Here is a 24,016-nt window from a genome sequence, read left to right as displayed (position 1 = left end):
GTCGAGGACGGCGCGCCAGCGCCGCCCGCAGGCCCTGGCCGAGCGCAGCGAGGCCCTTGACCTACTAGAGGTCTATTCGGCAGCCGACGATGGCTCTCGCTGTCCTCCGTCGGGTGATGTGCGACAGGTATCCGTCAGCTGATGTGCGACAGGGGTCGTGTTCGGCACCTTGGGCGGTGACGTTCTCCGTGGGAGCGTCGCGACCTGAGGAGGCCGGGATTGGCTCTGGTTGTCTTGTCTGTCGTCGAGCAGCGGTTGGACGCGGTCCGGGAGGTGCTGGCCGGGGCGGACGTGATCGAGGTCGCGTTGCGGTACGGGGTGCATCGGTCGACGGTGCACCGGTGGGTGGGCCGGTATCTGGTGGGTCAGCTCGCGGGGTTGGCGGACCGGTCCCATCGCCCGAAGGGGTGCCCGCACCAGGTCCCGGCGGAGGTCGAGGCCGCGGTGGCTGAGATGCGCAGGAAGCATCCGCGGTGGGGCTCGCGCCGGATCCGGTTGGAGATGCTGCGGCGCCCGGTCGAGGGCGTGGCGGTGCCTTCGGAGCGCACGATCGACCGGGCCCTGATCCGGCAGGGTCTGCTGCGGGCGAGGCCGCGGAAGAAGCCGCGGAGCGCGTACATCCGTTTCGAGCGGCCGGGGCCGATGCAGCTGTGGGGCATCGACATCGTTGGCGGGATCGAGCTGGTCGACACGGTCACTGGGGAGGTGCGTGAGGCGAAGCTGGTCACCGGGGTGGATGACCACTCGCGGTACTGCGTGATCGCGCAGGTGGTGGAGCGGGCCACGGGGCGGGCGGTGTGCCTGGCCTTCGCCCAAGCCCTGGCCCGGTTCGGGGTGCCCGAGGAGGTGATCACCGACAACGGCAAGCAGTTCACCGACCGGTTCGGCAAGGGCGGGGAGGTGCTGTTCGACAAAATCTGCCGCCGCAACGGGATCCGGCACCGGTTGACCGCGCCGTCCTCACCGAACCAGAACGGCAAGGTCGAACGCTTCCACGGCACCTTCCGCCCCGACTTCCTCGACACCTGCGAGCCATTCGAGTCCCTGGAGGCCGCGCAGGCCGCGGTCGATGCGTGGGTCGCCGGGTACAACACCGACCGGCCCCACCAAGCCCTGGACGTGAAGGTCCCGGTGACCCCGGCCGAGCGGTTCGCGCCCGTGCCCGGCGAGCAGCAGGCGCTGCTGCCGCTGTGGCTGCCGGCGACGCTGCACCCCATCCCGTCCGAGAAGTCCGATGACGCTGAGCCTGTGCCGGCCGCGGCGCCGGCCCCGGTCCCGGGTGGGCCGGTCGAGCTGGAGCGGGTCGTCGGGGCCTCGGGCAACCTCGCCATCCGCGGGCAGCAGTTCTGGCTCGGACCCGCCCGCGCCGGGCAGCGGGTGCGGTTCTGGATCGACTGCGACCTGGTCCACCTCACCGTCGGGGGCACCCGCGTCAAGACCGTGCGCTCCCACCTGTCCGTGACCGACCTGGCCGCGCTGCTGGCTGAAGGCGCCGTCCCGGCCGGGACCAGCCCCCTCCCCGCCACTGCCGGGGTCGCGGCCGGAATCGTGGAGGTCGAACGGGCCGTGGCCCGCAGCGGCACCGTCAGCCTCGGCGGGCACGTCGTCCTCGCTGCGGAGATCCTCGCCGGCCGCCAGGTCGGGATCCGCCTCGAGGAGCACACCCTGATGTTCTTCGACCTCGAGACCCGCGAGCTGCTGCGCACCCGACCGAACCCGGTCCCGCGAGAGCAGTGGCTCCGGCTGCGGGCCGTGCGCCCCGCGGGCCCGCCGCTGCGGCCCTCCCGCGAGCCGGTCACCGTCCAGCGCCGCGCCTCCAACAGCGGCATCGTCATGGTCTGCGGACAGAAGATCGCCCTCGGCCGCACCCACGCCCACCAGACCGTCACGATCCACGTAGCCGAGACCACCCTGGCCATCGAGGTCGACGACGAGACCCGCGTCGTGGCCCGGACCACCACCACGCCCGTGCGTAACATCAAGGTCGACCGGCCACGGACGGTCCCCTCAGTTTCCTAGGCCACCTGTCGCACATCAGGTGGCGGAGAAACGTCGCGCATCACCTGTCGGATCACAACGATGGCTCTCGCTGTCCTGTCGCGGGTGATGCTTGACGGTGCGGTATCACCTGATGCTTGACACCGGGCGTGGTGCGGCGCCTTGCTCGACGATGTTCCGCGGATGTCGTCGATGCCGGGAGGCCGAGATCGGTGCTGGTTGTCTTGTCGGTCGTCGAGCAGCGGTTGGAGGCGGTCCGGGAGGTGCTGGCGGGTGCGTCGGTGACGGAGGTCGCGGCCTCGTTCGGGGTGTCGCGTCAGTCCGTTCACACATGGCTGGGGCGGTACCTCGTGGACGGGGTGGCTGGCCTGGCGGATCGTTCGCACCGTCCGAAGGGGTGCCCGCACCAGGCGCCGGAGTCGGTGGAGGTGTCGGTGTGCGAGATGCGCCGGGAGCATCCTCGCTGGGGCGCGAGACGGATCCGGCTGGAGCTGCTGCGCGCTCGGGACAACGGGGACAGCGAGAGCGGTGAGGCGCTGCCGCCGGTGCCGTCGGTGGCCACGATCAACCGGATCCTGCGCCGGCACGACCTGGTGAAGCCGCGTCCGCGGAAGAAGCCGCGAAGTGCCTACATCCGTTTCGAGCGGCCGGGGCCGATGCAGCTGTGGGGCATCGACATCGTCGGTGGGGTCGAGTTGGTCGACACCGTCACCGGCGAGGTGCGCGAGGCCAAGGTCGTCACCGGGGTGGATGACCACTCGCGGTACTGCGTGATGGCGGTGGTGGTGGAGCGGGCGACCGCGCGGGCGGTGTGCCTGGCGTTCGCCCAGGCCTTGGCCCGGTTCGGGGTGCCCGAGGAGGTGATTACCGACAACGGCAAGCAGTTCACCGACCGGTTCAGCCGGTATGCGGGTAGCCGCGGGGAGGTGCTGTTCGACAAGATCTGCCGGAAGAACGGGATCAGGCACCGGCTGACCGCGCCGGCCTCGCCGAACCAGAACGGGAAGGTCGAACGCTTCCACGGCACGTTCCGCCCGGAGATCACCGCGGCCGGGCCGTTCACCTCGCTGCAGGCGGCTCAGGCCCGGGTCGACGTCATCGTCGAGGCCTACAACCGGGACCGTCCGCACCAGGGGCTGGACGAGCAGGTGCCGGTGGTGCCCGCGGACCGGTTCACTCCCGCGGCCAGCACCGAGATCGAGCTGTGGCTGCCGCCCGCGTTGGAGGTCACCGCAACCGTTCAGGCTCCCGACGTCGCCGCCCCACCGGCTGTCGCACCGATGCCGGCGGTCGAGACGATGCTGTCGCCGGTGGCTCTGGAGCTGGAGCGGACCGTCCCGGCGTCAGGGAACCTGGCGATCCGGGGGCAGCAGTTCTGGCTCGGCCCGGCCCGCGCCGGGCAGGTCGTCACCTTCTGGGTCGACTGCGACTGGGTACACCTGTCCACCGGCGCGGCCCGGATCAAGACGCTGCGCTCCCGCTTCAGTGCTGCCGACCTGGCCTGGCTCCTGCTCCACGGCGGCGCCGTCCCGGCCGGGCCTGCCGCGCTGAGCTCACGACCCGGGCCGGGAAGCCGCACCGGGCGCACCGTGGTCGAGGTGGAGCGGACCGTGGCAAAGTCCGGGACCATCTCCTTGGGCAGCCACGTCGTGCTCGCCGCGGAGATCCTCGCCGGCCGGCGAGTCGGGGTCTACATCGAGGACGGGGCGCCGCTGCTGTTCTTCGACCCCGCCACCCGCGAGCTGCTGCGCACCCGGCCCAACCCGCTCGCCCCCGGTGAGGCCGTCCGGCTGCAACGCTCCCGCCCGCCCGGGACCCCGCCGCGGCCCTCCAGCGAACCGGTCACCGTGCAACGCCGCGCCTCCAACTCCGGCATCATCGTCGTCGCCGGTCAGAAGGTCGCCCTCGGCCGCGAGCACGCCGGAACCACCGTGACCGTCCACGTCGCCGAGACCACCCTGGCGATCGAGCTGCCCGAGAACGACACCCGCGTCGTACGCCGCACCACCGACCAACCCGTGCGTAGCATCAAAGGACAGCGGCCGCGGACCGCTGCCACCTCAGTGTCCTAGCCGAGAGTGTCAAGCATCAGGTGACACGAATCCGTCAAGGATCTACTGCGTCAAGACAACGATGGCTCTCGCGCTTCGAGGCCTTGTCTGATGCTGAGCTACGCGGACGTCGAATGGTCGAGTTCGACCGTGGGGACGGCTCACCTTCCTACCGACTTGGCGGCCCTGTGCGATGTAGCGTCGGTGGTGTGCAGATCACTGAGATTCGTGTTGAGGGGGTGCGGGGTTTCCCCCCGGCCGAGTCTGGTGTGGAACTCGTCCTCGCTCGAAAAGACGTAACCCCGCCCGCTTGGGTGGTCGTTGCCGGGCGTAACGGCGCGGGAAAGTCGACCTTCCTGCAAGCCTTGGCCTTGTCCATCGCTGGTCCCTCAGTAGCTCGCCTCCTTGCAGAGACCTTCGACGGCTGGATCCGCGACGGCGAGGATAGGGCCCTGGCAGGGGTCCGTGTTCGCTTCTCGGAAGAAGACGGCTTCGCAGCGGGCCGCAAGCCAGAGTTTGATCCTTGGACTGCGATCGAGTGGACTCGGGCTGATGGCCCAGAACCAATCATGGAAAAGGCAGCAGTGGGGGGAAACTGGACTCCGTCGCGCGGTCCGTGGGCGGAGAACCCAAGGGGTTGGTTCACGGCTGGCTATGGTCCATTTCGACGACTGTCGCCGGCGCCGACCGAGGCACAGCGTCTTATGATGCTTCCGGGACGTCCGTCGGGTCTCGCTAGTTTGTTTCGTGAGGACGCTTCACTTTCCGAATCCGTTCGGTGGCTGCAGCAGGTCTATCTGCGCCGTTTGGAGGGCCGCGGTGACGCCGAAGAATTGGAGCAACTAGTCCTCGACCTTCTGGATGATGGACTTCTTCCTGAGGGAATGCGCGTGCAGCGGGTCGACTCTGAAGGCCTCTGGGTAGATACTCCGGACGGACGCTCGATTGCTCTAAAGGCCTTGAGTGACGGCTATAGGACTGTAGCGGGGCTAGTGCTCGACTTGATCAAGCAGCTGGACTCGGCCTTCGGTGCGGTGATTCATCAGACAACCAATGAGGGCCGTCCACAAGTTCTGCATGAGGGTGTTGTCTTCATCGATGAGATCGATGTTCACCTGCACGTGGAGTGGCAGAAGAGGATCGGCTTCTGGCTCAAGGAGCATTTTCCAAGGATCCAGTTTATCGTGACGACGCACAGTCCTTTCATTTGTCAGGCTGCTGACGTTGGCGGCCTGGTTAGGCTTGCGCCCGCCTGGGCGGATGGACCCGCTGCGGAGATCCTCAGTGGAGAGGCGTTCAACCGAGTTGTCAATGGTTCAGCTGACGACGCTATTCTGTCAGACCTGTTCGGCCTCGACGCTACAATCTCCGATGCTTCCTTGCTAGCCCGTTCGGAGTTGGCTCAATTGGAAGGAGCTTCCCTACTCCGGGACCTCTCTGATCAGGAGCAGAGGACACTGAGGGCTCTTCGAAAGCAAATGCCTACAAGTCAGCGCGATCGCGTAGTGCAAGCCTTTTCCAGGTTGCACGAAGGTCCAGTAGCTTGATCCCCTTAGCCCGCCCTGAGTTAAGTGTCCGGACTTACGGCACCTTGGCTCGTAGGCAGCAGAAGGTTGACGACGCGAACGATCCAAGGGCCGCCGCGCTCTCTTCGTGGCGAAGTTTTCGGGGCTGGCTCGCGATGAAGTTGTAGGTACCTTGCAGGCTATGTGCTCGGGAGTCGAACGGTGCATGTATTGCGAGGACAGCGCAGGAACTGCCGTTGAGCACTTCCGTCCCAAATCTCGGTTCCCACATGCCTGCTACATTTGGAGCAATCATCTCTGGGCGTGTTCGTTTTGCAATAGCAATCTAAAACGTGACGAGTTTCCTATGAACGACGATGGAGACCCCCTACTGATCGATCCGACAGTTGACGACCCCTCCGCGCACATCTTGCTATCCGTTTCGACAGGCGAGTATGTGGCGATAGATGATAAGGGTGAGCAGTCGATCAGGGTCTTCGGGCTGAATCGGCAGGTCTGTATTCTCGGTCGGCGGGCCGCCTGGGTTTCGATGCTGGCCTTAATTCGTGACTATTCCCGCTCCGACGAGCGTTCCAAGCGCCTAATCCTTCAGAGTCTTCGGCGCTTCCCCTTCCAGGGGGTGCGCCGGTGGATGAGGTACATCCATATGACAGGAGATCGCGCCGGTGTCCTGCCCCCGGATATTCGAGAGATTCTGGAAGGTCACAAAGAGCTTCTCAATGGGACGGCGTCGGCGGAGGCGAGTGTTTAGTTATTGAGCTGTTGTGATCGGTACTGTATTGCTTTAAGTGCTGCGAATTTCAGGACTTGGACCTGCTCCGAGGGCGACTCTCCTGCCCGTGCCCAGCCTCCAGCTGGTTCCTCGTAGCGGAGCATCTGTAGGGCCCGATGGGTTGGGTCAAGGGTGGCCGAAGGCCATCACGAAGTGACGCCGTAGGCGCCCTTGACGCGTTCCGGCGGGCCCGGATGATGGGTAGCGGGGGAGCCAGCCCCACCCAAGCGATCACGTCCCTGCGCGGCTGTTCAAAGTCTTGGTAAGAGTTTTGGCTTCTTGTTGAACGAAGCACCCCGAGCGGAGCCGACTGGTTCTCGGAGGACCACTCCGGGCCCTCCGAGGCTCGACGTTAGGGGACACCGTGAACGAGTTCGTCGCGCTCGCCAGCGCCACCGGCGACACCGCCAACCTGCAGTCCTGGATCAAGGACAACATCATCCCGCTGCTCCTGCTGCTCATCGCCGTCATGCTCTTCGTCTTCGCCCAGCGCGGGGACAACGCCAAGGCCATGCGTGTCGTCGCCGGGGTGGTCATCGCCCTCGGCGTGCTGGGCATCGCCACCACCGGCCGGGCCGACGATGTCGGCACCTGGCTGGCCGGGCTCGTCACGGGCTGAGCCATGCGCCTTCCCGTGGACGACGAGATCTACACCGTCAACGCGGTCTGGCTCGGCCCTCCGGGCAAGACCCTCCCCTTCCGCGCCCGCTACGTCGCCTACGGCGTCGGCGCCGCGGTCTTCGTCCTGGTCCAGATGATCGAGCGCCGCCTCGGCATCGGGTTCGGCTTCTTCGCCTTGGCCTACTCGCTGCTCGTGACCGTCGCGGTCACCAAGTTGATCCTGCGAGTCGTCGATCACGACCGGCCGGTCAGCGCGGTCCTCAAGGCACTGGCCAACGAGGTCAGCGCACCTCGCGCGACCACGCGGATGACGACGGCCACCATCCGTCCGGCCCGGATCCGCGCAGTCCCCGCGCGTCCGGGCCGGACCCGGCCTCGGGGAAGCACTCCCCCGAAGCCACATCCACGCCCGGGGACAAGTCGTGAACAGCCGCGGACTGTCGCTGCGCCGGATCACTGGCCACTGCACCGTGGCCGGCGACCGGGTCACCGCCTGGTACCGACTCGGCCCGCAGGGCTGGGCCTTCCGGCCCGACACCGTGCGCGAGCAGCTCATCGTCGACACCGCTGACGCGCTGGCGCAGCTGTCGCGCCGGAACCTCCACCTGCGCGTCACGACGAGGCCGTACCCGGTGTCGCGATGGGCCGAGGCGCATGACGTCAATGCTCCGGCCCCGCTCCCGGGATGGCCTGACCACCTCATCCGCGACCAGCTGCACCTCGCCGGCCGGAGCATGGCCGACAAGGAGGTCTACCTCGGCGTCGACCTCGGCACCTCGAGGCGGTTGCTCCACGCGTTGAGCGGACTCGCGCCGCGTGTGGCCGACCGCGAGGTCAGCGCACTCGCCAAGCCGGTCCGCGAGATCGATGATCTCCTGCGCCACCCCGGGCTCGCCGGAACTCCGGCGACCCCGCGCGAGCTCGAATGGCTGCTCCACCGCTCCTGCTCGCTTGGGCTCCCTGCTCCCCTAACGCTCGGAACCGCCGAGCACCCCGACTGGGAGCAGGACGACCTCCACGAGTTCACCGACCACGTCACCTGGTCGGCCGTGCCGTACGGACGCATCCTCTCGATTCGAGGCGAGGCCAACGGAACCGTCGCCGAGCGGCACGTCTGCGTGCTCTCGGTGGGGCGGATGACCGACCTCGAGATCCCGCCCGGCGTGCCATGGATCCAGCGCACCGACCAGCTGCCGTTCCCCATCGAGTGGTCCGCCCGGATCACCATCGAGGACGCCGGCCGCGTCGGAACGGCAATGCGCCGGAACATCCAGCGCATCCGGTCCCAGAAGGAGCACTACGAAGTCGAGCACGCCGAACCCGCTCCCGGGGCGCTCGACCGGCAGGCCTCAAAGGCACTCGTCGTCGAGGACGAGCTCTCGAGCGGACTGTCCGGGCTCAGTACGCGGACCGCTGGGTGGTACCGCGTCGCGGTCTCTGGCCAGACCGAGGAGGAGGTGCTCGAGCGGGCGGCAGCCGTGCGACAGCTGTTCGCCCCTCAGATCACGATCTCGCGACCGGCCGACCAGTACGCCGTCGCCCGCGAGTTCATCCCCGGCGAGAAGCTCGGCACCACGGCCTACCGGCGACGCATGCCCGTGACCACTCTCGCAGCGGCGGTCCCGACCGCGACGGCCAAGGTCGGCGACCGCATCGGCATCCACCTCGGCGAGACCTCTGGGACCTCTGCGCGAGTGGTCACCTGGGAACCCTGGCTAGCCACCGAGCAGGCCGAGGAGTCCGGGCTGGCCGTCATCTGCGCAGGCCTCGGCGGTGGCAAGTCCACCGCGGGCGGGAACATCATCTACCGCACGGTGATGCAGGGCGTGTCGTGGACGGTCCTCGACCCGTCGGGCCGACTGACCGCGCTCTGTCGGCTGCCGCAGCTGGCCGCCGTCTCCCAGGCCGTGGACCTCCTTGACGCTCCACCCGGTGCGCTGTGCACGTACCGCGTCATCGCAGAACCTCGGCGCGAGCACTACGACAGCGATGGGGAGTGGCGCGCCGCCCAGGAGAACGCAGCGGACACTCGGCGGCTGCTCACCAGCAGCGTGCTGCGGTCCATCCTGCCCCGGCAGATGCAGGATCACGTCCTCACCGAGGTCGCGCTGATGCGAGCCGTAGGAGCGGTGTCCGCGACCAGCACTTCGAGCCTGAGCGACGTCGTCGCCGCCCTCGGGCACATCTCAGGTGACGACGAGCTGCGACGGCACGCCGGCTACATGCGCGATTTCCTCACCGAGGCGGCCCGCACCGGCCACGGCCGGCTGCTCTTCCCGTCCGGTTACCGCAACGACTACGGCACCGACGACGCGCTGCTCACCGTGTACTCGCTTCGGGGCCTTGCGTTCCCCGACGAGCACAGCAAGGGGACGGAAGACCTCGACGAGCGGCTGAGCATGTGCGTGCTCTACCTCGCTGCGTGGCTGGCCCAGCGAGGCATGTACCTCGGCGATGCCCACGCCCGGAAGGGCATCTTCATCGACGAGGCGTGGGCCCTGTCGACGTTTACCACCGGCCGGCGCTTCATCGAGCGTGCCGGCCGGGACAGCCGCAAGCACAACACCCGAGTGCTGATGGCCAGCCAGAACCCGTCGGACCTGCTTCGACTGGACCTGGCGAACCTCGTGTCTGCCGCGTTCATCGGCCGTCTCACGGACGAGCAGGCACAGACGGATGCACTGCGCTTCATCCCCGGAATCCAGCCGGGCCAGGGGTACGAGGCAATCTTCGAGTCCCTATCCCGGCCGAGCGCCACGGGCCGGCGGGGTGCGCGCGAGTTCGTCTTCAGCGACGGAGCCGGAGGAGTCGAACGGATCCGGATGGACCTTTCGGCTCACCCCGAGGTGCTCGAGGCGCTGGACACCACCGCTGACCCGACGAAGACCCGAGCTCGCCGCGCTGCCGCGACCGCACCAGCCGTGGACGAGGCTGCGGGCGAAGCGTTGCAGGAGAGCGCCTGACATGAAACCGATGCGCAGGTTCCTCGCCATCCTCGGGACAGCCGCCGCCTTGGGCGGGCTGGCGATCGTCGGGGCACCCAACGGTTCCGCAACGCCGACAGCGGCGGCACCCCAGGTCGAGCTGCCGCGCATCCCGGGAATCCCAGACTGCAAGGACGCTCCTCTCCCGGGGCGACCTGGCACCGGCCTCGCTGGAGCTCTGGATCCCAAGCCCGATTCCCTCCCCGCCCAAGCAGATCCCTTCGTCGACAACCCGACGACGAGCATCTACGACCAGTACGGCTACGCCGGGCTCACCTGGAACACCTACGACCTCGGCTGCGGCGGCTCGGTGCGCGACCCATCGGCCGCCACCGACACGATGATCGGGAACGTCATGCTGTCGACAGCCGTGTGGCTGACGGCGGCGACCAACGGCCTGCACAACAAGGTGGCCGACCCGGCGTCGTACATGGGCCCCCTCGACCGAGTCGTCGGCACAGTCACCCAGCGACTGCGCGACGCGATCTGGAGCCCGTGGGGTGGTGTCGCACTCCTTGGTGTGGCCGCGATGCTGCTCCTCCAGGCGTTGCGCGGCCACTTCCCGGGCGTCCTAAGCGGAGTCGTTTGGGCGGTACTGATCCTCGGAGTCGTCGCGATCATCACGCAGTACCCGTCGCGAGCCAGCGGGTTCTTCGACGACACGATCACCTCAACCATCGGGTCCCTCCAAGCGCGAACGGCCGGGGTCGAGGCACCGACTGCGCCGGGCCAAGGGGCTGCCCGAGGCCAAGGCGCCCTGACCGTGGACCGGGTGCTCTACGACGCGTGGCTGCGCGGCCAGCTCGGATCCTCGGACTCGGCGGCCGCGAAGCGCTGGGGCCCAACGCTCTTCCAGGCCAGCGCGGTGTCATGGTCCGAAGAGGCTTCGGCGACGACCCCCGAAGCGAGCAAGCAGCTGACCGAGGACAAGGCCGCCCAATGGAAGGAGACCGCCGACAAGATCGCCGAAGAGGACCCCGCCACCTATGCCGTCCTCCAAGGGAAGGCCGGCGGTCGCATGGGCACCGGCGCCTTCGCGCTCCTGGGTGCAGTCTTCGTCGACCTGTTCCGGCTCGTGGCAGACGTCTTCCTGCTCGCCGGCCTCGTCATGCTCCGCCTGCTCGTGATGTTCCTCCCGGCGGCGGCAGTCGTCGGGGTGTTCGCTCCCATGTCCGGAGTGGTCAAGCAGATGGCCAACATCGGAGGAGCAGCGGTCATCAACGTCGTGGCGTTCTCGGCCGGCTCCGTCATCTACACCGCGGCGATCACCGCCGTCCTCAGCACTGCGGATGACACCGGCATGGGGATCATGGCCCTCGTCCTGTGCTTGGTCATCACGCTGGCAGCGTTCGTGCTCACTGCGCCCCTGCTGTCGTTCACGCGCATCTTCGGGCATGCCGGCCGGCGTAGTCGAGGCCGCCGGCTTGGCCGTCAGGTGACGCGCTACCTCGTCACGCGCCAGGGCGTGAACGACGGCACGAAGCATGCGATCGAGGAGACCCCTGATACCGCGCCCGAGCCGACGATCCCCGGCGACTGGGCGAGGCCACGAGCAGGGTCCCGGCCACCACGCAGCGAGACCTTCGGGCGGGATCGAGTGGTCTGGGACATCACGAGTGATGGTGGCCTCAGCCGCGCGACCGTCGTGCCTGCGCAGCGCATCGGCGGGAGTCCGAGTGCAGCCGCCGGCCAGCCGGCACCGGACGCGCCAACACCCTTTGCGCCGAGGGCTACGAACCTCCATCGCGTCGACAAAGCGCGGACGCAGCCCAAGGCGCCGCCAGAGGCACGGTCCGACGTAGTCGCGGGCGAGCTCGTCACTCCGGTGGCGACTCCACGGCTCCAGCCGGTCCGCGCGGCTTCGGGTCACGACGCGAACGAGCACGTCGACTCTGACGGAGTTGGGCACTTCGTGTACGACCCACGAACGGGAGCGATGCTGCGCCACGATGACGCGTCTCTCGCAGAACAGGCGGAGGCATCATGACCGGCGGACGGATCGAGTGGTGGCGGTGGCCGCTGTGGTCTTGGCGACACCTGGCGGTGACGCTCCTGGTTGCGGCGACCCTGCTGGCCGCACTCGGTCGCGTGTCGACACTCGGTGACCCGGCGCCCAAGGGCGCGCCGGATCCCGTGATGTCGACCGCTTCGCCTGAGGCGCAACCCGGCTCGAGCAGCGCTCCTTATGCACCGACTGCCTCCACCGCCGCTGGCGAAACAGGCCCAGACGACGTGGCGCTCGCATTCGTCAGAACTTGGGCTCGCCCGAACGCCGACATCACGACGTGGCGCTCCGAGTGCGCTTCGTTCGCGACCGGCCGGCTGGCCAAGGTGCTTGAGTCGTCCTCTTCGGCCAGCGTCCCTTCGTCGCGTGCGCTGGGGAGCGCCGACATCGTCGAGCGGTCCGAGGCCGCCGCGAGAGTGCGGGTGCCCACCGACGGGGGCGCGGTGCTCGTCAGCCTCGAACGTGTCCGCACCGAGTGGCGGGTCGACGACATCGGGCCGGAGCCGCCACCCGCCCTGACCGGCTCACCGTTGGACTGAGCCATGGATCCGGTCACTGCTCTCGCGGCGGCGGAGCTGAAGCGGCGCCTGTGGCGGCTGGTCGCCCGGGTGGTGGCCATCGTCATGCCGTTGGCCATCGTGGCGTTCCTCGCTCTCACCGTCTTCACGACGTCGCTGATCGCGGGTGATCCTTCTGACTCCGACCCGGCTGTGACGGGCTGCGGAACCGTGAACCGCCCAGCGGCTGTGAGCGTCGCCTCCTTCGACTCTGAGCAACTGGCCAACGCTCAGACCATCGTGGCGGTTGGCCGGAAGCTCGGAGTGCCACGAGAGGGCTGGGTCATCGCGATCAGCACTGCTCTCCAGGAATCAGGTCTGCGTAACCTCCCCTTCGGCGATCGCGACTCCATCGGGATGTTCCAGCAACGGGACGCCTGGGGCAGCCGCGCTGAGCGACTCGATCCGATCCAGTCCACGTCCATGTTCTTCCGTGGGGGCCGCGGTGGACAACGAGGCTTGCTCAGCGTTCCGGGGTATCTCGACCTGCCAGTGGCCCAGGCGGCGCAGGCCGTTCAGGTCAGCGCGTTCCCTGATGCGTATGCGCGATGGGAGTCGATCGCACGTCAGCTCTTGGGCGCTCCGAGCATTTCGATGGCCTCCTGCGTCTCTGCCCCCGAAGCCGAACAGGACGGCAAGGTCATCGACGTGGCAATGAGCCAGCTGGGCGTTCCGTACTCGTGGGGCGGTGGGACGCTGACCGGACCTGGTCCGGGATTCGGTAGCGGAGCGGGGGTCGTTGGCTTCGACTGCTCGAGCTTCACCCGCTACGTCTGGTTCCAGGCAGCAGGCATTACCCTCCCGCGAGTGGCCACTGACCAGGCTGCAGCGGTGACTCATGTCCCTCTCTCGGAGGTTCGGGCCGGTGACCTGCTCTTCTTCCACGACCCTCGGGACGCAGCCGGCGTCTATCACCATGTCGGGTTGTACGCCGGCCGGGGTCAGATCATCCACGCGCCGACGACAGGGAGAAGCGTCGAGGTGAAAACAATCGACCTGTCCACCGACAAACCATGGGGCGAAGACGTCTTCGCGGGCAGACCGTTCGCGACGACTTGGTTGCGGTCTTCTCGATCAGGCCGCTCGCTGGGACCTGAACCAGCCTGGCTCCTGGGCAGTGCGAGTTCCTGAATGTGACCGGCGGGCACACGTCCCGGCCCGACTTCCCTGTCGCTCGTTTGGGGTCTCCGGTCCGTCGCCCTCTTGGGAGTGTTTGTGCAGGTGACGTAGACCGGATCGACTATGACCGGTAGGTGACTCTAACGGGAATCCAGTTGTAAACAGCAGCAGTGGGTTCCGCGCAGGCCAAGAAGACAACGGGCAGGGCTGGATTCGCGCTGCCGTACAGTTCCGTCAGCTCGTCTGCGCTCAATGAAGCGCCGGGAGCTAGACGCACGACCGCGTCTGGGTTGTTGCACTCGCTCGTGGCTCTGCCGGGTTTCACAAAGAGTAGAGCAGGCCAGGCAGCGTTGAGTGAGACTCCACGAAGTGCCCCCCCGGGAATGTCACCCCACGTAGGGAACCTGCCAAGATAAGGGATTGGCCCGCTGGTCGCGTCCTGCCGAGCCAGATTCAGGTCGAACGTTCGATCGGTAGGAGCGTCGGCGGGCGCCTGCACCGTCTGGAACAGTTTCGAGTCGTTGTCTGAAGTGCCGAAATAGTCCCAGGCCTCGACTGCGACGCCATACTCTAATCCCGGAGAGAGGCCTGTAACCATCAAATTGCCGCGGTCTGGCCCGTTCACTATTTGGGTCTGGATGTACCCCATGCCCGACGCGTAAATGCGAACCCTGAAACCCATCGCCAGTTTCGACTTGTTATCCCAATGTACCCGCATAGAATTATGACTGATCTCACTGATATCAGTGATACGCGGGGAGTTGAGTCCCGTATGCGGGTGCTGAGTGACGGCGATCGAGCTGTTCTCCCTGCCCCGGACATCTCTACTTTGTATGAGTAGAGCGACCCGAGAGCACGTCGTCCAGCCCTCGGAAGAGCCTCATCTACTGGTGGGATGTCACTGTCCATGTAACTGTTAGGACCAATGGCGCGCTCGACAAGGACCTTCCAGCCGATTGGCGTCTCGAGGTCATCTGGAAGGGACGTGCGCTCAAAACCCAATGGCCCGGTGAACGACGCGAGGGGGTCGACTCTACGAAGAACCCTGGCTACGCCGGTGACGCCAGGCGGGTTGCTCCAACCAACCTGAATGTGCGACTCCCGTGACTCCGGACTGTTCACTCCACCTGAGTAGAACCGGAATTGTTCAATCCGGAGCGGAGAAACCGGCAACTCGAACTCGCCATGGAGGTTCCCAGGGAACATCTCGTTGAACGGCGTACCCACGCTTGGCGGCCCAAAGCTCGACTGATTACTGCCTCCTGGGGTCCGCGCGGCACTGGGCATTTCAATCTCCTAGCCGAAGTGCTCCGCCAACCTCTCGCAGATGCTGGTTCGGGCGGTGGACCGAACAGTCTGAGGGACTAGAGGGAGCGCTATCGACCGTCCCACATTGCTAGGAGGCCGTCAATAGGGACATCGCTCAGAATTACGGGACGCATGCGCCGAGGTGGAGCGAGAGATCGCACAACCGCAGTTCGTCGGCCGCGCTCGAATCCGCAGTCGACGGCGAAATCACCGGTAGGGGCGGCCTGACCACCCACTACGGCCACCGGGCGCATGCCTTGAAGTCAGTCGAGCTTCGAAAACCCGCAAGAGCGGATGGCCCCTAGGGGTGAAGACGCCAGCCCCCGACCAGGCACGCGGTGTCGAGAGTCGCACCACGTGCCCTGAGGTTCTGGAGCCACTAGCTCAGTGTCTTCCTTCGCGCACACCGGTGGCCTGCAGGGTGAGCTGCCTTGTTGAGCCATCTAGTAGCACCGAAGCCTCCAAATCGGCCAGAGTCTTCGTGGAGATCAAGCCGATTCTAAGTCCGCAGTGTCTAACCCCTGAAGGTTGATTGCAGAGAGATTGAGCGCAACCGGAAGAAAACGCTGAGGTCCCCCAGTTGTCGACCACTTGCATCTGGGTGTTGCCGGAGACACTGGTGGTGCCGTCGTGCAACGCAATCGAAATCGACTGGGGGTACGTGATTAGGGGCAAGCCATTCAGTTCCCTTACGTGCATCACGCCGTCAACCCCGAGCCCTTCAACCTCTAAGATTCGAGCATCAATGTATGTTTCGTCTGAGCCGGAGTCAAAGAGAATTCGATGCACCTCAGCGACCTGACCTGAGGACAGTTGTACGCCCACAACCGGGTAGTTCTCATGAGTCCTGCAGTCTTCCCACTGGTACCCCACGTCATACCTCTCGACTTTGAGGGCGAAAGAACGTTAATGGGAGGCTGGCTCCCTTAACGGCACGCTGGCTGAGCTTTACGATCTCAGCCACAGATCTCGGCGCGGACTCTCCGGCTTCTCCCCATTCCAAGATCTCCCCGGTCGGGATCCCGACCGTTGCCCATTCAACGTCCTTTCGCGCCCGAAACACTGTATGCAAATAGTCGCGCAGCGCACCGTTCGCCTTTAGGGCGATCTCTGACCGATCTGCGCGAGAAAGCCCGTAGAAGGCTGCAGCATCGATCGGGCCATCATATTCCACCACGGGAGGAGTGGCCGGAATCTTCGAGAGCAGTTCCGACTGTCGGTCCAGTTCTTCGATGATGGCTCTAACAGTCGCTCGCGCCTGCCGTGCTCCTTCCTTTGAACTACTTCCTTGGAGGCGAGCAGCCAGGGCGAGCTGGGTCTTAGACACTCTCTTAACCGCGGCGATCGGACTTAGCGTCTTCTCAAAATCTCTGTACCTGTCTAGTTCAAAGAACCGTGATGCCACGATCAGTCGTGGGCGCGTTGCCGCCGCAATGTACTTCCTAGCGTAGACGAGCCCCTGGGGGCTTCCGGCAGGAGTGCTTAGGTCGAACACGCCATAATCTGACCTGCTTGCCTTATCTGCAGAGAACTCCTCGGGTGTGATTATTCGAAGGTCGAGCCGGTGATCGGCGAAGAGGTCGGCGAAGCCGTTCACAGTGTCGGGTTCATCATCTAACCAGAAGCCATGTCGTGCGGGCAGCCTACGCATAGTGACGTTCACTGTGTATACTTCCTAGCCGCTAAATCAGGTAGATCAATGGACACCGTGGTCCCTACCCCTAAGGTTGATTCAATTTTCACCATGCCCCCGAGCTCTCGTGATAAGTGGTCAACAACAAACAACCCAAGCCCTGTCCCCCCTTGACGGTCCGTTGCAAAGGGTTCCAGGCAATTGCGGCGTTGCTCATCTGACATTCCGGATCCATTGTCTTGCACGGACAGGCGGACGAAGCCGGTGGTTCGCGTCTTGGAGGTGCTGACAGTGATCTTGGTGGCGTGCCATTGAATAGCGTTTCCCACCAAATTGAGAAGCAATCTCGCGATGTCGTTGTCGCTTGCTCTCACGACCGACCGCCCTCGAAGCTCGTACTCTAGCTGGCAAGTCCGATGGGATATTGCCTCCAGTAGTGGTCGGGCACCTACTATAGACTCGTGAAGAGGATTCTTACCCCGGCGCACCGTCCCTGACTTCGACAGCTTGTTCACTACTTCAATTGTCTCACCAAGGAATGTTGAGTCGGCTTCGACCTGGCGAAGCGAACTCTCAAAGGAGTCAATACGTTGAGGGGATAGACCCATCTTCAGTAGTTGCGATCGCATTTGCTGCTTCGCTTCGGGAATGTCTTGATCAGGCAGTGCGTCGATAAGCGCGTTCGCGACGACGGCCAGGCGGGCAGTCCTCGCGGAGAGGTCATGCGCCAGGCCTAAGACTATAAGGCCCACGCTCAATCGGTTTGCGCGCTCTGCAAGTGTCCTTTTCCACATGGACATCTCGGCTCGTGCCGACTCCGCCCGCAGAATGCCCGTCAGGGTTGCTCGGCACAGAAACGTCGCTTCAGTGTCTCGCGCTACAGAATTGCGTCCCGATACGCCCTTGGGTAGGCCTGAGTAGTAAAAGCAGAGAACGCCCACCAGGCCCTCCTCGTCTACCAAGGCGTGCGGTTGGCACCAGCGCCATTTGTTCGCGGCCACTACATTCTGATGGTAAACATCGTCGTTCCCGTCAAGTCGAATCAATTCGACGGGGCTGGACGCGGTAACCTTTCCGACGATTCCGCGCCCATCGGGTATGTCAACGGCATCCGGCCCTGCAACGCCAAATGACGCGTATCTCTGCATTCCTCCATGACGATCAGCGCGCCAACAGATCACTGCGACGGCCTGAGAGGCCACCATCGCCCCGGCCAGTAACGGCCTGACTGCCCCATGGCGCACGGAGCAGTCGCTGACCAGAGGGTACTCAAACGCCAAGAGAGCTGGGAGCCACGCCATCAGGTAGCGATAGTCGGGCAGATCCTTTACACCGTCAAGGTTGCCATCACCGATGAGTATTCCGAGCCGTCCAAGTATTGGGTCGTTTAGTTCTTGGATGGACGAATCGATGCCGGATGGGTCTTCGCCCTCCATTACGATTTCGCCAGTGGGGATGCCTTGGGACCGTTTTTCGGTTTTGAGGCACAGCGTCGTTGAGAGAGTTGCGAGTCGTAATTCTTCCAGATGGCTGCGAACGTAATCGAGGGCGAGCACAGAAAGTGTTGGCGATCGCATTAGGCAGTTAGGTACTTGAAGAGAGACGTTGCTCGCCGGTATCGGTTCGCGCGGACCTGCACAACCAAAGGCCCTGGCGTTGTGGAAGTATCGTCTACACCGGGTTGGTCAGGGCTGTAAGGCTTCGATGCTTCGATCGCGCCGGGTATGAAGCGTTCGCCAGCGATAATCACCTGACCAGTGAACTTTGGTAGGGCGAGGCCAACGTACAGATACATGAAGATGTGTGTACCAGCGGGAAGGGCGGAGCTCAATAGACCTGCGGCAAAGGCGTAGGCGAGCAGGGAGAAGCTATAGTGTCGAGGGTATCGAAGCCGTCGATGGTCAACGCCGGGGGTTCCCGCCAGTACGCGCTTTTGCATGGCTTTAGCGAGTTCTTGATTTGCCTGATGGTGTCGTACTGCTTCGGCAGCAAGCGCTGCAAGTGCGGCTGCGATCGCACCTACTACCGGGTCCGGTGAGGGATCCACTCTGTACCTCCACACGTGGGCACGAATCCGCGTAGGACGTCGACCTGTGTCCTGATGCTAGATCCTAGAGCTAGGCACACCCCGCAACGTTAAGGATCTAGTAGATGGTCCGAGGTAGAGCGTGGGCGCCACGGTCGAACTGGGCCGGCGCACGCTCCCGGCAGCACCGATTCAGTAGTTCTTCTTCTCCGACGCGCGGCATGGAATCGACTTGTGGCTGGGGCCCCTCGCCGTAGGTCCGCGAAGAACTCGGAGAACGTTGAGCGTCCCACGTACCTTGGAACTGTGGAGACGAGAGACGCTCGGAAGCTGGCGCGGCAGTGCTTGGCCGAATCACATCCGGTGCGTTGGCGTCACGTGCAGAAGGTAGCGGCGCGGGCGCAGGGTCTGAGGGGTCGATGGGCAGGCGACCCGGTTGTGGAATCTGCATGGCTCCACGACATCGGTTACTGCTTGGCTGCGGCGCACACACGCCTCCACGCTCTCGATGGGGCGATCTTCCTCGCACGGAGGGGGATTGATCCGCTGGTCGTGTCCTTAGTTGCGTTCCACACCGGTGCGGAGTTCGAAGCGGAGGAGCGGGGCTTGAGCTCCGAGTTGCACACGTTCAAGCGGCCCCCCAAGACCTCTTGGATGCGCTCATCCTCTGTGATCTCACGGTGGCGCCGTCAGGAGACGACACGGTCGTTGCGGCGCGGATCGCGGAGATCTTCAGGCGCTATGGCGAAGCTGACCCGGTGCACCGCGCCGTTCGCCGCTCGTCCGGCTACTTGCGATCCTGCTGCGCCCGTGCCGCGAACCAAGCCTCAGCCGAGGAACGGGGTATCGCGGTCTTCTAGTGCATGCGCGATGCGCAGTCGCATAGACGGGTGCACGTCGAGGGAGGCCAAGTCGTCCGGATGCACCCATTCCACTGCGCTGCTCTCGCTACTGGTCCGCGCCCGTCCCCCAATCAGTCTGGCACGGAAGGCGATCGAGAACTGTTGTCGTACCTCCCCATCGTCGTAGGCCATCACGTGGTGGGGATTGGTATAGGTGCCGGTGATGGTCTCGACGTCGACGTCGAAGCCAGTTTCTTCCTTCACCTCGCGCACGACTGTGTCGACAATCGACTCGCCGATCTCATGTCCCCCGCCGGGTAGGGCCCAGAGGTCGTTGTCTGTCTTGTGGATGAGAAGGACCCGTCCTCGGTCATCCCGGACGACCGCAACAACGGAGGGCACCACGCTGTTAGCGGCCGGGGCGTCCGGGTCATCGACATAGTCGATTCTGGCCATGGTCAGGACGATAGCGCCATCACACTGCGGTGGCGGTGTTAGTCCTCTGGGGGCGACCCTCGCCACGGCAGCCAGGTGGTTACTTGTCCCCGCCCATCGGCGTGATTGAGGACCGCGACAGTCCCGAGGGCCCCCGTCTACCTCGGTCAAGCAGTCTCACGACCCCTCCGACCTTAAAGATCTCTACAAGATTCCCGAAAAGATGCACCAGATTCCGGCGGTGTGTCCAAGGATCCTCCCGTCTGGCGCCTCGTCGGTTCGAGGTGGGGACCTGGGGGCGAAGGCCCGAGGGAGGCAGGGGCCGTGCGGGGTGTTCGTTTGGTGCCGACGGTGGTTGTGTTCGCGGTGTTGGTTTGCGGCGTGCTGGCTTCAGCCACACCAGTTCCCGCGGACGCTGCCTGTGAACGCTGGGACGAGTAGCTGTGCTCGCACGTTGACGATGGGCATCAGGCGAGGTGGGTCGCGCTACGTCGCGTAGGTAGCTGCCGAGGCCCAGATCCGCTCGAACGACCTCATATGGTGATCGAAGAGGCGGCCTCCGACGACCCGTCGGAGGTGAAGAACGGGCGAGTGGTTGGCGGGCGCGCCGTAGAGGTGGTGGTTCGCCAGGAGATCGCCATCGAACCGGAACATCGAGCAGTAGAGCGTCGTGGCGTGCATGCGTGCCTCAATCTCTGGCACGGCCAAGAGCGGCTCTATGTACTTCCAGGTGAGCCGGCAGCGTTCGCTTAGCGAAGGCCCGATCCGTTCGTCGTCACCTCGCAATGCAACTGCGGCGCAACTGGGGTCGCCGAAGGCCAAGCGGATCCTCACTCCTGCGCGCGCTCTCTCCGTAAGCTGTTCGTCAACGTCGGGCATCGTGTCGTGAAGGAAGCTTGCGGCGAACGCCACGATCTCAATCGACTCGACTGCACTATTGAAAAGACTCTGCCACAGGGTAATCGGGATCGAGCCTCGATTGGGGTACACGCCAACGACCTCCGCTTGACTCGCGCGAGAGGTGCTGGCCTCGTTGAATGCTTCCGGCCATAAGTAGGCCTCGTCCTGACGTAGCTCCGCGGCAACCCGCTGGCGGTTGGAGCGGTGGGGCATCCGGCCGTTGCTGACCCAACGATTGACTGTCTTTGGATCAACCTCGATGCGTTCGCCCAGCTGATCCGCGGTCATCCCCGCCGAAGCAAGTGCGCTCCTGAGCCGATCGTTGGGCATGAGCCCTCCCGAGGGACGTTTGCGGTCTTTCGCTCAACGGTAGGACGTCCCGAGACGTCCCGCGAGGTGGTACCGGCGTCCTGTGGATAACGGTCTTCTGGTGTGAGCCGAATCGGCTATCCAGTACTCGGGAAGGAATGTCATGGCCATCGCACGGCGCTTCAAGATCTCGCACTACGAGGTGTTTCCGCACGGGGCGTACATCGTGTCGCCTGTCACCGCGGTCCTCGACTTCGAGCAGTCGACTCGCGAGGTAAAGGTCCAGCAGGCCGACAAGGCGACCGGTGAGCTCATCTGGTCGATGGACGTGCTCGACGCAGACCCCGAGGCGCCCAAGAAGTCCAAGACCGTCAGCATCAAGTTCCTCGCGAAGGTGCAACCGGTGCCGCCGGCGAATGACAGCGCTTCCCCGTTCACTCCCGTCGAGTTCGAGGGACTGACGGCCCTCGCGTACATCGACGACAGCGGAAACCGCTCACGGATCGCCTGGTCGTTCAGGGCGGAGGCCATGCACTCCCCCGGCAAGACGGCCGCCAAGGCGGCAACCTCCAGCGAGGGGCGGGCGGCGTGACATGCGTGCCGTCGACACGGTCGCCTGGACGGAGACCCTCGGGGTGGGGCGCAAGGAGCTGCCCTGGGCACTGCGGAACAAGGCCCGGCAGATCGCCGAGGTTCACGACGACGTGACCCGCCTGCGGGCGACTCTCGCAGCTGGTCCCGACGAGGAGCTGGTCATCATGCTCTCGGCTGCGTCCCGCTCTCTGGCCGAAGCCGGAGTTCGGGTGAGCGAGACCCTCTCCGACCTCAACCGGAGCGCCTGATGCGTCACGGCACGCCGCTGGAGTGGTCCGAGCTGCTCGGTGTCGGCCCTGACGACCTCCCGGCAGCGACCGGTCGACTCGTCCAAGGGGCGGAGGTTCTCGACGACACAGCTGTCCGGCTTCGGACCATCCTGCACGACAGTCCTGACCGCGGGCTCGACGAGGCGCTGATGCACCTCGAGCATCGCGCCCGCGAGGTGGTGGAGCTCATGCGCGATCTGCATCACCAGGCCCTCCAGGAGCTGGCGTGAAGCCCGGGCGGAGTGAGGTCTTCGTTGTCTGTGACGACCCGGTGTCGATGGTTGTCGAGGCCGTCCTTCGGGGGGCGTGGTTGCTTGCGAAGATCCTGTGGGCCCTGATCGTCAGCACACTGCGTCACCCTGTGGTGGCCGTCGCGCTCTTTGGCGGCGCGACCCTGACGTGGTTCTGGGGGCGAGGACAGGAGTGGTGGTCGGGATCGTCGTCGTTACTGGGCTGATGCTCTGGTGCCAGGTGGCTCCCGCGTCATACGGCCGGCTCGCTGCCCCGCGGCTCGCCCTCCTATGGAAGTCGCCGATGTACCGGCTGCGGTGGTCTCGTGTGGCCTCGCGGTGCGGACTCGTCGTCCACCCGCACGGCGTCGTGCTCCACGACGAGCCGACACGCGTACGCATCCCCACCATCCTTCGGGTCACGGTCAGTCCCACCGGACTGGAGCGACTTCTCCTACGCCTCCCTGTCGGACTCACTCCGGACGACGTCGCGTCGCGGGCCGAGGCTGTCGGGCACGCCTTCCATGTGGCCGACGCGCGAGTGGTGCTTGCTCGCCCCGGGCGTGTGTGGCTCGAGCTCCGACGCCGCGACCCCCTCGAGGGAGTGCTGCACCCCATTACGCCCGGCCCGGTGGCGCTCCGGGGAGTGCCCCTGGGGATGGGGGACGACGGGAAGCCGTGGCGATTCCGGGTCGAAGGCACGCACGCCCTCGTCGCCGGGGCCACCGGGGCCGGAAAGGGTTCCGTCCTGTGGAGCCTCGTCCACGGCCTGTCGCCTGCGATCAGGGAGGGCTGGGTCCAGGTCTGGGCCATCGACCCCAAGGGAGGCATGGAGCTCGGTCTCGGGCGGGGCGCTTTCGCCCGGTTCGAGGGCGGTCATCCCGACGCGATGTGTGTCCTCCTCGAGGAAGCCGTGGATCTCAAGACCCGGCGCAGTCTCGAGCTGTCGACGCACGGCTTGCGCGTCCATCGCCCCTCGGTCGACAGCCCCCACCTCGTGGTGGTCATCGACGAGCTTGCCACCCTCAGCGCCTTCGCCGAGAGGACCGTCGTCCGGCGAATCGAGCACGCGCTCGGGCTGTTGTTGACGCAAGGGCGAGCGGTCGGCATCACAGTCATCGCCGCCGTGCAGGATCCCGGCAAGGACGTCGTCAGCTGGCGCGACCTCTTCCCGACGCGAATCGCGATGCGACTGGACAACCCGATCCAGGTCGACATGGTTCTGGGCGACGGAGCCAGGGAACGCGGTGCGCGGGCCGACCACATCTCCGAGCTCACACCCGGCGTGGCCTACGTGCGCACGGAAGGGACTCGCGACGTTCGACGCGTCCGCTCGACGTACCTCACGGACGCCGACATCCTGAACCTGTCGACCTCACTGGCGCCCCGGCCAACCTCCGAGCACTCCCGTGACGAGCACGACGAGGGTGAAGCAGCATGACGTTCACCGACAACCCACACCGCGTCGCCTTCCGCACCTTCGGGCAGCCGCTGCCCCACGTGAGGGCGACACCACTGGTCGTGAAGGAGCTGGACGGGATCCGGTGGCGGCTCAAGGGGCGATGCGCCGGTGACCAGTCCGGCGCCTGGTTCGCCGACCTCCGTACGCCAGCTGCCCGGATGGCACGGCAGGCCTGCGCGTCCTGCCCCGTGAAGCGCCGCTGCCTGGCCGCGGCCCTGCTCTACGGCGAGGCGTACGGGATCTGGGGCGGATTCGCACCCGAGGAGAGAGCAGTCCTCGATGCCCGCCTCCATCGAGGGGAGTCGCTCAACGCGGTTGTCCGAGAGGCCGTGACGATGACGGTGACGAGGGATCTCGATGAGGCCGTCTGACGTT

The 24,016-nt window shown here is 65.4% G+C and carries 18 protein-coding genes; 13 read left to right on the top strand and 5 right to left on the bottom strand.

Annotated features, from left to right (window positions below; translation table 11 throughout):
• Window positions 1–219: 219 nt before the first annotated feature.
• The 8 genes from G7075_RS14195 to G7075_RS14160 all read left to right on the top strand — a co-directional run bounded on the left by G7075_RS14195 (window position 220) and on the right by G7075_RS14160 (window position 13,645).
• Complete coding sequence (locus tag G7075_RS14195; protein ID WP_166122778.1) at window positions 220–2,019, top strand: IS481 family transposase; 1,800 nt, start codon at window positions 220–222, stop codon at window positions 2,017–2,019.
• Between the two features lie 203 nt (window positions 2,020–2,222).
• Window positions 2,223–4,070 (top strand): IS481 family transposase, encoded by a 1,848-nt coding sequence (locus G7075_RS14190; protein WP_371814247.1) that lies wholly within the window; start codon window positions 2,223–2,225, stop codon window positions 4,068–4,070.
• A gap of 188 nt (window positions 4,071–4,258) precedes the next feature.
• Window positions 4,259–5,596: an AAA family ATPase gene (locus G7075_RS14185; protein WP_166122774.1), complete on the top strand. Its 1,338-nt coding sequence runs from the start codon at window positions 4,259–4,261 to the stop codon at window positions 5,594–5,596.
• A gap of 1,115 nt (window positions 5,597–6,711) precedes the next feature.
• Window positions 6,712–6,966 (top strand): hypothetical protein, encoded by a 255-nt coding sequence (locus tag G7075_RS14180; RefSeq protein ID WP_166122772.1) that lies wholly within the window; start codon window positions 6,712–6,714, stop codon window positions 6,964–6,966.
• A gap of 424 nt (window positions 6,967–7,390) precedes the next feature.
• Window positions 7,391–9,931 carry an ATP-binding protein gene (locus G7075_RS14175; protein WP_166122770.1) on the top strand — a complete coding sequence of 847 codons (2,541 nt, stop codon included), beginning with the start codon at window positions 7,391–7,393 and terminating at the stop codon, window positions 9,929–9,931.
• Between the two features lie 10 nt (window positions 9,932–9,941).
• The gene (locus tag G7075_RS14170; RefSeq protein WP_166122767.1) at window positions 9,942–11,939 is read left to right on the top strand and encodes a hypothetical protein; all 1,998 of its coding nucleotides are present in this window, start codon (window positions 9,942–9,944) and stop codon (window positions 11,937–11,939) included.
• The gene (locus tag G7075_RS14165; protein WP_166122765.1) at window positions 11,936–12,496 is read left to right on the top strand and encodes a hypothetical protein; all 561 of its coding nucleotides are present in this window, start codon (window positions 11,936–11,938) and stop codon (window positions 12,494–12,496) included. Before G7075_RS14170 ends, G7075_RS14165 begins: the two co-directional genes overlap by 4 nt.
• Window positions 12,497–12,499: 3 nt before the next feature.
• Window positions 12,500–13,645 (top strand): C40 family peptidase, encoded by a 1,146-nt coding sequence (locus G7075_RS14160; RefSeq protein ID WP_166122763.1) that lies wholly within the window; start codon window positions 12,500–12,502, stop codon window positions 13,643–13,645.
• 109 nt (window positions 13,646–13,754) lie between these two features.
• On the opposite strand, the gene G7075_RS22945 is transcribed toward G7075_RS14160, so the two are convergent.
• From G7075_RS22945 to G7075_RS14135, 5 genes are all read right to left on the bottom strand, one after another.
• Window positions 13,755–14,384, bottom strand: a complete 630-nt coding sequence (locus G7075_RS22945) for a hypothetical protein (protein WP_371814246.1) — start codon at window positions 14,382–14,384, stop codon at window positions 13,755–13,757.
• Window positions 14,385–15,815: 1,431 nt separating this feature from the next.
• Window positions 15,816–16,538 carry a hypothetical protein gene (locus G7075_RS14150; protein WP_166122761.1) on the bottom strand — a complete coding sequence of 241 codons (723 nt, stop codon included), beginning with the start codon at window positions 16,536–16,538 and terminating at the stop codon, window positions 15,816–15,818.
• A gap of 62 nt (window positions 16,539–16,600) precedes the next feature.
• Window positions 16,601–18,130 (bottom strand): HAMP domain-containing sensor histidine kinase, encoded by a 1,530-nt coding sequence (locus tag G7075_RS14145; protein ID WP_166122759.1) that lies wholly within the window; start codon window positions 18,128–18,130, stop codon window positions 16,601–16,603.
• A gap of 1,297 nt (window positions 18,131–19,427) precedes the next feature.
• Window positions 19,428–19,898 carry an NUDIX hydrolase gene (locus G7075_RS14140; protein ID WP_166122757.1) on the bottom strand — a complete coding sequence of 157 codons (471 nt, stop codon included), beginning with the start codon at window positions 19,896–19,898 and terminating at the stop codon, window positions 19,428–19,430.
• 465 nt (window positions 19,899–20,363) lie between these two features.
• Window positions 20,364–21,107: a helix-turn-helix transcriptional regulator gene (locus tag G7075_RS14135; protein WP_166122755.1), complete on the bottom strand. Its 744-nt coding sequence runs from the start codon at window positions 21,105–21,107 to the stop codon at window positions 20,364–20,366.
• A 142-nt stretch (window positions 21,108–21,249) separates the two neighbouring features.
• Between G7075_RS14135 and G7075_RS14130 the strand changes: the two genes are divergently transcribed.
• The 5 genes from G7075_RS14130 (at window position 21,250) to G7075_RS14110 (ending at window position 24,012) form a co-directional block, all read left to right on the top strand.
• Window positions 21,250–21,678, top strand: a complete 429-nt coding sequence (locus G7075_RS14130; protein WP_166122753.1) for a plasmid replication, integration and excision activator — start codon at window positions 21,250–21,252, stop codon at window positions 21,676–21,678.
• A gap of 1 nt (window position 21,679) precedes the next feature.
• Window positions 21,680–21,928 carry a hypothetical protein gene (locus tag G7075_RS14125; protein WP_166122751.1) on the top strand — a complete coding sequence of 83 codons (249 nt, stop codon included), beginning with the start codon at window positions 21,680–21,682 and terminating at the stop codon, window positions 21,926–21,928.
• Window positions 21,928–22,179, top strand: coding sequence for a hypothetical protein (locus G7075_RS14120; protein WP_166122749.1), 252 nt, complete (start codon window positions 21,928–21,930; stop codon window positions 22,177–22,179). Before G7075_RS14125 ends, G7075_RS14120 begins: the two co-directional genes overlap by 1 nt.
• Window positions 22,180–22,375: 196 nt before the next feature.
• Window positions 22,376–23,620 (top strand): FtsK/SpoIIIE domain-containing protein, encoded by a 1,245-nt coding sequence (locus tag G7075_RS14115; RefSeq protein ID WP_166122747.1) that lies wholly within the window; start codon window positions 22,376–22,378, stop codon window positions 23,618–23,620.
• The gene (locus G7075_RS14110) at window positions 23,617–24,012 is read left to right on the top strand and encodes a WhiB family transcriptional regulator (protein ID WP_166122745.1); all 396 of its coding nucleotides are present in this window, start codon (window positions 23,617–23,619) and stop codon (window positions 24,010–24,012) included. The genes G7075_RS14115 and G7075_RS14110 overlap by 4 nt, the downstream gene beginning before the upstream one ends.
• The last annotated feature ends 4 nt before the right edge of the window (window positions 24,013–24,016 follow it).

Source organism: Phycicoccus sp. HDW14, from assembly GCF_011383005.1.
GTDB lineage: Bacteria > Actinomycetota > Actinomycetes > Actinomycetales > Dermatophilaceae > Phycicoccus.
Note: the sequence above shows the minus strand (reverse complement) of the source record. Positions and strands in the feature narration are given on the sequence as shown.

What these genes read in the sequence shown, in the direction of transcription:
- G7075_RS14140 (WP_166122757.1), bottom strand. Translation starts at nt 19,898, where the DNA reads ATGGCCAGAATCGACTATGTCGATGACCCGGACGCCCCGGCCGCTAAC.
- G7075_RS14125 (WP_166122751.1), top strand. Translation starts at nt 21,680, where the DNA reads ATGCGTGCCGTCGACACGGTCGCCTGGACGGAGACCCTCGGGGTGGGG.
- G7075_RS14165 (WP_166122765.1), top strand. Translation starts at nt 11,936, where the DNA reads ATGACCGGCGGACGGATCGAGTGGTGGCGGTGGCCGCTGTGGTCTTGG.
- G7075_RS14160 (WP_166122763.1), top strand. Translation starts at nt 12,500, where the DNA reads ATGGATCCGGTCACTGCTCTCGCGGCGGCGGAGCTGAAGCGGCGCCTG.
- G7075_RS14120 (WP_166122749.1), top strand. Translation starts at nt 21,928, where the DNA reads ATGCGTCACGGCACGCCGCTGGAGTGGTCCGAGCTGCTCGGTGTCGGC.
- G7075_RS14135 (WP_166122755.1), bottom strand. Translation starts at nt 21,107, where the DNA reads ATGCCCAACGATCGGCTCAGGAGCGCACTTGCTTCGGCGGGGATGACC.
- G7075_RS14170 (WP_166122767.1), top strand. Translation starts at nt 9,942, where the DNA reads ATGCGCAGGTTCCTCGCCATCCTCGGGACAGCCGCCGCCTTGGGCGGG.
- G7075_RS14130 (WP_166122753.1), top strand. Translation starts at nt 21,250, where the DNA reads ATGGCCATCGCACGGCGCTTCAAGATCTCGCACTACGAGGTGTTTCCG.
- G7075_RS14110 (WP_166122745.1), top strand. Translation starts at nt 23,617, where the DNA reads ATGACGTTCACCGACAACCCACACCGCGTCGCCTTCCGCACCTTCGGG.